A 6940-nucleotide genomic window follows, 5' to 3' on the forward strand; every position below is an offset into this window, starting at 1 on the left:
TATTGATGAGTTCAGCATGCAAAATATTCCCCTAAAGGGAAAGACCTAGACCGCGCCACCTGCGGTGCGCATCGTCGACCGCCAGCGCGTCGAACAATTTCGGCTATTATTCACCGCCAAAAAGCAAGGCGCCGTTTTGTCCTGCGGTAACCAACAGAGTTTTGTCTGGGCTAACGCTCAACGCGCCCGAACAGTTTGGCACCTGTGGAGGTAAGGTTGCCCGTTACACACTTTCGCTGGCATACACCCAAAGCCCATAGTCCGACCCCAGTCACCAACCCAGCTAAGTGTGCTTGCGGCACAGAGGGCCATGGCAGCGTGGAAAACAGTGACAGATTGAAGCAGTACTCGATTACTACCTTCACCACGGACAGAATAAACGTTAGCACGCTCGCAAATTTGTACGCAGGGTTCTGGTAAAGCTGATAGAGCGCGACAACGAGCACGGTATTCAACACGCCAGACAAACCCGCATAGGCGCTGAGCGTGTAGAAAAAAGCCAGGTAGATATTCACGCCGATGGCGCCCGCCACCAAAGCGAACAATAATGCGGTTGGTGAATTCTGCTCGACGATACTGCCCAGCACCAACAATGCCACAGTATTCCAAACCAAGTGCTCGGCGCTAATGTGCACAAAATGCGCGCTTAGCCATTGCCAGCCTTGTTGACCCTCACCGTGTTGCCAGATTAGTAGCTCCGGCATGGCACCCAAAAACACATAGAGTGCGCACGTGGCGAACGCAACAGTCAAAGTAATTAGCGGAAATTTCATGGTCATCAAAACGTCAGTTTTTAAACAGTTCAACTAAAAGAACAGCGTGCCACCTCCCTGTAACACGCTGCTCAATCTTACACCCGTGCCGAGCCTTGCACCTGGATTCGACGTCGAATCCAAGCCAAGCCGAGGGGGAGTAACATCAGCATTGTCAATGGATTAATCGCACCACCACCGCCGCCAGATCCACCGCGGTAGTTCGGTCGATTATCACTGAACGCGGGACTGCCTGCGTCCGCTTGACGCTGCACCACTGGCGCAGCCGCACGTTGTGTTTGTGCTGCCTGCTCAGTTTCACGACGTTTTTTATTCGCGCGCTCGATGCCATTCGCTTCGAACTGCGCGTCGGTCATCACAATCATCGAGGTAAAATCTGTGACCAGACCGTACTCAATCGATGTGCTGACAATTGCCGCCGAGGAATCCTCTAAGTCAGTACCTAAGTAGTCCGTCTGGTCTTTGATCTCTTGAATTTTGGCGTAGGCCCACAAGCGTTCCACTTCTGGATTAGTAGTGGCTTGCTCAGGAAAATTAAACTCGGTGAGGTATTGCTTGTCTTCGCCTGAGACCTTGGCATCCAATGTCACCTTAGCCAAGCCGTCACCAAAATAGTGACCAAAAATCACCATCTGCTGGCCACGATATAGCGTAGCGACTTTGCTCGATACCAGATCCGACGTTTTCACGCCTTCGATTTGCAAACGCACATCGTGCAACGCCTGGTATTTCACTTTCTCCAGCGCACCAATTAACACGCCCATAATGTCGTCGCTGTTTGACACGCTCGCTGAGAAACCTCGAGACGCTTTGGTCATACTCTCGAGCAGCGGCACATTGGCGCCGTTACCCATGATCGCGGTGAACAAACGCACATCCTGTTGGCCGAGCAAATCGAGAAAGTACTTTTTCTCGGTTTTCCCAAGATTCGCCACACCATCTGTGATCAAGACAATGCTTGCCGTGCGATCCGCATCCAGACCCTGAATTGCGGCTTCAATACCTTGATACAAATTCGTGCCACCACGCGGCGAGGTGTTGTTTAGAGCACGACTTACCTGCGACAACGACACATCGTCCGCGTGCATCCAGCCATTAGTCAGCTCCTCCACACGGTCATCAAACAGCACCACCCTAAAACGATCATTCGGACTGAGTTTCGCCAGCGCTTGCGCCGTGGCATCCATCAAGGTTTGGTACTTACCTTGCATGGAGCCAGAGCGATCTAACACAAACACCCAGTCCCGACCTTCAGTGATTGGTTGCAAGTCCACACCTGGCGTCACGGTCAACATAAATGTTCCTCGTCGCGCGCCCGGTTCCTTGTGTGCTACCAACTCAATCGCGCCAGGCAGATTGGGTTGCAAACGCCAATACACCACAATGTCTTGATTCAAGGCGCTACCCGAGGCGGATGCTTCTTGCTCAGCAAACGCTACCGCGCGTTGATCAGCTTCAGCGTCCACCTGATCCAACGCAGACTCACTCATCACCGGTGTCGATGACGTGGTGCCGGTCTGATTGATCGCGATCTGCCAGTTGTTGGCATCGCTGCTATTGATTTGCGCATGCGGATGCGCCGGGGAGCGCACTGCGTCAACTGGAAAGCCCGAGCGCAGATTCATGTCAAAACTGAACTTGCCGGTGACTTTGCTATCCGTCTGCCAGAAGTCCAATTTGGCCTGATCCGTCCCGCCCTCTTCCAAAGGGTAAACGTAGCGCCCGATACCGCCTTCCACATCTGCCGGTTGCATGTACACAATCCGTGTGCGCGTGGTTTGCTGGGCACGCACCGGCGACACGCTCGATTCAAAGCGGTAAAACGAGACCTTCTCAGTCAACCCCGCATCACGACCCGCCGCTTTTTCAGACTCGTAAAGTTCACGCGCACGTTGCTTCTCGACCACCTCACCAATAACCGGCTTGCCATCGATCCACACCGTAAACTCAGCCACCGTGCCGTTTTTCGGAACCGGGAATTCGTACACCGCTTCTAGATCGGTGTTCGATGGATTGTAAAACGTGTTTTCGACCGCCGTGATCGCGTAACCGTCTTCAATCGTCACACGCACTTCGTGGTCCTGGATCTGCAATACCGTGGTACTGCCCTTCGCCGTCATTAAGCCACTGGCCTGCGCCATCTGCCCACTCGCAAACAACACACACAACAACAAAAGCACGACTAATTTAAACGGATTTACTATCGTCTTCATTCTTTTCTCCTTCACGCATCGAATGCTTTAAACGCCGCCACATCACCGTGATCGGCTAAAACAGTAGAGCGCTAAGAATGAATTTCGGTGTTTTAACTGTAAACTTAAATCTGTTTAGTTCTGTCTTGTGTGACCTTTAGTTCAATTATTTGGCACTTTGTGAATCCTACTTGGTTTTCTAGCTGTAGGCCCAAGGAGAGGATAATTGTGCTCAGGTCCAAGCAAGCTGGATGATTTCACCATCTAGATTCGGACAGACATAGAGAACTGTATGTTTCGTACTTGAACCATGTAACCGTGGCGGTTAGGGAAACCAAGAGACTTGAATGACTGTGAGGTAAAAGACGCGACGGTGTTATTCAATACCGTGACCACCAATATATTTAGCTGGAGTACCCGACATACTCGAAATGATGGGTTTTGCTTCACCAATTAACGCTTGTATCTTCTCATTCGCTAACGAGTTTTGATGATCATTTTTACTAGACCAAAGCTCCGTCACGAGAATTTGGTTTTCGTCCGTCAGTGACTGCTGAACCACATAGAGTTCACAACCCTCCATAGTTGAAACCACGTTGGATGCTCGAAGCATTATCGCCGCCAGCTCAGAACCTTTACCGGGGCTGGCGGTTAGAACTGCCTGCATTCCAAATTTCAAATTTTGTTCCTGTAGTTGTTCTGCGGCAGCAGAAAAACTGAGTAAAAGAATTACTATGGTGCTCGCTATGTATTTAATGACGTTTTCTCCTAACGCCCGCAATGCCAGCGAACCAAACCCGCATGGCTGGCAATCTGAATCGTTAACCTTGTTGTTACTGAGCGGCGGTTGCGTGATTTTTACGCCAAATATAGTGGAAAATCGCTCGCACAATGATGACAATCATAAACATGATGACGATGATCCCTAAAATAACCCCATCACTTACAATACCAGCCTCATAACTTGGATTGGTCTCGCGCTCAATTTGGAAGAAAAAAGCGCCCCACAACGCACACCAAATTGCTAGACAATAAAGTAGCAAGATTCTACCCCATGGCATCACCAATGGATAAAAAATGGCTATTGAAACCATGCAAATTGTTATGTATTCCACGGCATACCTCTAAGCACAACACCCTGTAATTTAAATGTGGTTTGAAGAAGTCAGAGCCGATTCCGCTAAACACCGCTCACTCCCAAAGCTCCGAAAAAACTATAATCCAGGCACAGTTGAACCCAATTGTTAATTACTCAATAGACACAATTCTACTTTTCTGGGTAACAGTCACGTGATACTCAAGTCGGCATCGCATTGATCAACTCTGACGCTATTTAAACTTTAAACTCACCGATCGAATCGAATTGAATTCGTAAAAGTGAATAAATCACTATACTTGTGACGAAAAGCGCTATATAGTGCAGCCAGCTACAAGGAAAGCACACTATATTTACATTCTTCATTTCGCTGTTTTATTCGTAATTCTCCGTCCTGCCGTTTTTAAATTTCAGTATCTTCTTCATAGCATTTCCGCCTCTTGCAGGCGCACTTAAATTTAAAAATACAGGTTATTTATTATGTCTAGCACAGTTATCGGAACCGTTAAGTGGTTCAACGAATCTAAAGGTTTTGGTTTTATCGAGCAGTCTTCTGGCCCTGACGTGTTCGCTCACTACAGCGAAATCACCGGCTCTGGCTTTAAATCGCTGGAAGAAGGTCAATCAGTTCAGTTTACCGTGACACACGGCGACAAAGGCCCACAAGCCCACAATATCCAAGCCGTTTAAGCGAATTAGCTAAAACCGAGAAAGGGAGCCTAGCGCTCCCTTTTTTTGTGTCCACACTATTTTCTTTGGTGATGTATATGGCTGCTCGAAGAGGTGGTGAGCAGAAGAAATCGAGTGATACCCAAGAATAAACAGACAAACTTAGAAAGCGACGTATTCTGAAGCAATTGGTAATGCTAATAACGCCGCGCTCTGCGGCAATTTTGGAGCGCAGCGGAAAAATTGTCCGACAGCAGCGCCTTGTTATGCCAACTTGCGAGACTCATCATTTTTGGGGCTTTTCAAATATCATCTTACCAATCCACCAAATTGATTGCCCAACATTGGAAATCAATTGTTGCCCTTGCCTTAAAAACGAATTTTCATTGTCAATTCCGGCAAGCTCTAAGGCTTCTCCAATCTTTGAACTGGTCGGGTGTGCATCACCTACTCGCATATCATAAGCACCTACAATTGGCCCAAAGACTTTACGAGCAGTATCATCGCCAACTTTCTGGGATAGTATGTCTTGTAATAGTTTGTTTGAGCCAAGTTTATCCTTATTCGCATGTGTTGATAACGTGCGTAACTCTTTGACATTTAGCCGGTCAGAGAAAACGCGTACAATCTCTTTTGCTAGTCTAAGCAGTGACGCCTGATCTTTACTTTCGAATCTAGATATTTTCTTTAAGGCTTCTACACGGTCTAAATCATGTGAGAATAGAGAAACATTAAACTCTTGTTTAAATTCATTCTCAAGCATACTCATTACTTCAAAAAGCAACTCTTCAGTTGCATGTGTGGATGCTGGTTGAGCTTTCACTTGAGAATCTAACAATTCACTGGAAACCTTGCCCTCTGGGACTGCGTTATGGGCAGCCCATAAGTTCTGTTCCCATGAAGGAAGACGGGCTATGTCATAAGCATATACTGTAATGAAATCCTCTGAGTTTATTCCAAAGTGAATTCTATAACCGGAAGTGGAGTGAATAGCGCCTGTTTCGGCTGTATACCATTTAAGTGAGAAGCCTCGAAGCCCCAACAGTTCATTTACAATACTTGACCGAAACCATAACCATCTTCCAACGTCTTCATTGTTTAGCTCAGATGACGCAATGCGCGTACTATCTGTTTCGACTATGAATTGAGGTAAATTTGTATCAGCATCCCCTCTAACACGCTTGCTTATACCTTGGTGGTCAATCCACTCATCCCGCCAAAACTCTCCTTCTACCCGTACACCATCAAAACCAGACTTGTTTCCCTCAGAGCTTTCATAATCAGTATTTTCGTTTGTTTCAGGCCCCATTACAGGAGCATCTTCTTCTTCATCTACATCAGTGCGCCAAGTACGAAACATTGCCCAGCTCCCACCAAACACATCATTTATACTGCGAACAAGCAGTTCATAGCGACCGCCATCCCTCTCTTCTTGGCGGTCTTCTAGACCTGCATATTCGCTATCTTCCAGTGTTGGTACGTTTTCAACTCTTTGCCGATAGTACGATAACCTTAGAGATAAATTTCTAGCCGCTAAATAGTCGAGAAGAAACTCCCTCTTAATTTCAATCAGCTTTGGCTCACCTTTTTCATCAAGAACTTCTCGAGCTACAACTACAAAATTTTCTTCTGGCCTTACCCAATTCAGCCCCTCTTTAATTAGGCGAAGCGCAGAAACAAGGTCAGGGGTCAATATCCATTGCCGTCCTCCGACAACAGGTTGCGATAGTTCAAGGACGAGATGAACTCCGATAGGCTCTTTATCGTTATATTGATACTCATCTATGGTTGAGTAGTAGCCATCATCGTATGCATATGGGCCGATATTTGAACCAATCCCAATATCACTCCAACTTAGTTTTTCAGCGACATCGCGATGATCAGGAGAAAATGCAACCGATCCACATCCAAAAAACTCGTTGGTAAAGCCTATTTTTTTTACATTTCCTTTCTCATTGTCAATAGACGCTCTCAAAGGCACCCAAGTTGATTTTGAAAAAGTTCGACGAGTTTCTTTTTTCTGCAGAATCCAATCTTGACTCATAAGTGAGAAACTTCCTTAGGCATAACGCCGTGCCAAGGGGCGCGTTGAAAATGCGTCCCGCGGAATGAGCGCAGCGAATGGAGCAAACTTTGGAGCCTTGTATGGTTGATTCCGACACATAAATATCCTTTCTCCATGTTCGTCTTACGGGTAAATTGAGACCCAC

General features: G+C 47.1%; 6 protein-coding genes. 1 reads left to right on the forward strand and 5 read right to left on the reverse strand.

Going from position 1 to position 6940, the window contains the following annotated elements:
- Positions 1-170 precede the first annotated feature (170 nt).
- The 4 genes from rrtA to IE055_RS15005 form a co-directional block, all read right to left on the reverse strand.
- A complete protein-coding gene (rrtA, locus tag IE055_RS14990) occupies positions 171-773 on the reverse strand; it encodes a rhombosortase (protein ID WP_189402488.1) in 603 nt (200 codons plus the stop codon).
- Positions 774-850: 77 nt separating this feature from the next.
- Entirely contained in the window at positions 851-2914 is a 2064-nt protein-coding gene (locus tag IE055_RS14995; RefSeq protein ID WP_505603980.1) for a VIT and vWA domain-containing protein, read from the reverse strand.
- A gap of 427 nt (positions 2915-3341) precedes the next feature.
- Positions 3342-3746, reverse strand: coding sequence for a putative quinol monooxygenase (locus IE055_RS15000; protein ID WP_189402490.1), 405 nt, complete (start codon positions 3744-3746; stop codon positions 3342-3344).
- Between the two features lie 52 nt (positions 3747-3798).
- The gene (locus tag IE055_RS15005) at positions 3799-4080 is read right to left on the reverse strand and encodes a hypothetical protein (protein ID WP_189402491.1); all 282 of its coding nucleotides are present in this window, start codon (positions 4078-4080) and stop codon (positions 3799-3801) included.
- Between the two features lie 461 nt (positions 4081-4541).
- On the opposite strand from IE055_RS15005, the gene IE055_RS15010 reads away from it, so the two are divergent.
- Positions 4542-4751, forward strand: a complete 210-nt coding sequence (locus IE055_RS15010; RefSeq protein ID WP_189402492.1) for a cold-shock protein — start codon at positions 4542-4544, stop codon at positions 4749-4751.
- A gap of 265 nt (positions 4752-5016) precedes the next feature.
- Here the strand turns inward: IE055_RS15010 and IE055_RS15015 are convergent, their stop codons facing one another.
- The gene (locus tag IE055_RS15015; protein WP_189402493.1) at positions 5017-6774 is read right to left on the reverse strand and encodes a hypothetical protein; all 1758 of its coding nucleotides are present in this window, start codon (positions 6772-6774) and stop codon (positions 5017-5019) included.
- Positions 6775-6940: the final 166 nt, after the last annotated feature.

The sequence above is a fragment of the Arenicella chitinivorans genome, assembly GCF_014651515.1.
GTDB lineage: Bacteria > Pseudomonadota > Gammaproteobacteria > Arenicellales > Arenicellaceae > Arenicella > Arenicella chitinivorans.

Coding starts and splice junctions, on each gene's coding strand:
- rrtA (WP_189402488.1), bottom strand. CDS start 773: ATGAAATTTCCGCTAATTACTTTGACTGTTGCGTTCGCCACGTGCGCA.
- IE055_RS14995 (WP_505603980.1), bottom strand. CDS start 2,914: ATGGCGCAGGCCAGTGGCTTAATGACGGCGAAGGGCAGTACCACGGTA.
- IE055_RS15010 (WP_189402492.1), top strand. CDS start 4,542: ATGTCTAGCACAGTTATCGGAACCGTTAAGTGGTTCAACGAATCTAAA.
- IE055_RS15015 (WP_189402493.1), bottom strand. CDS start 6,774: ATGAGTCAAGATTGGATTCTGCAGAAAAAAGAAACTCGTCGAACTTTT.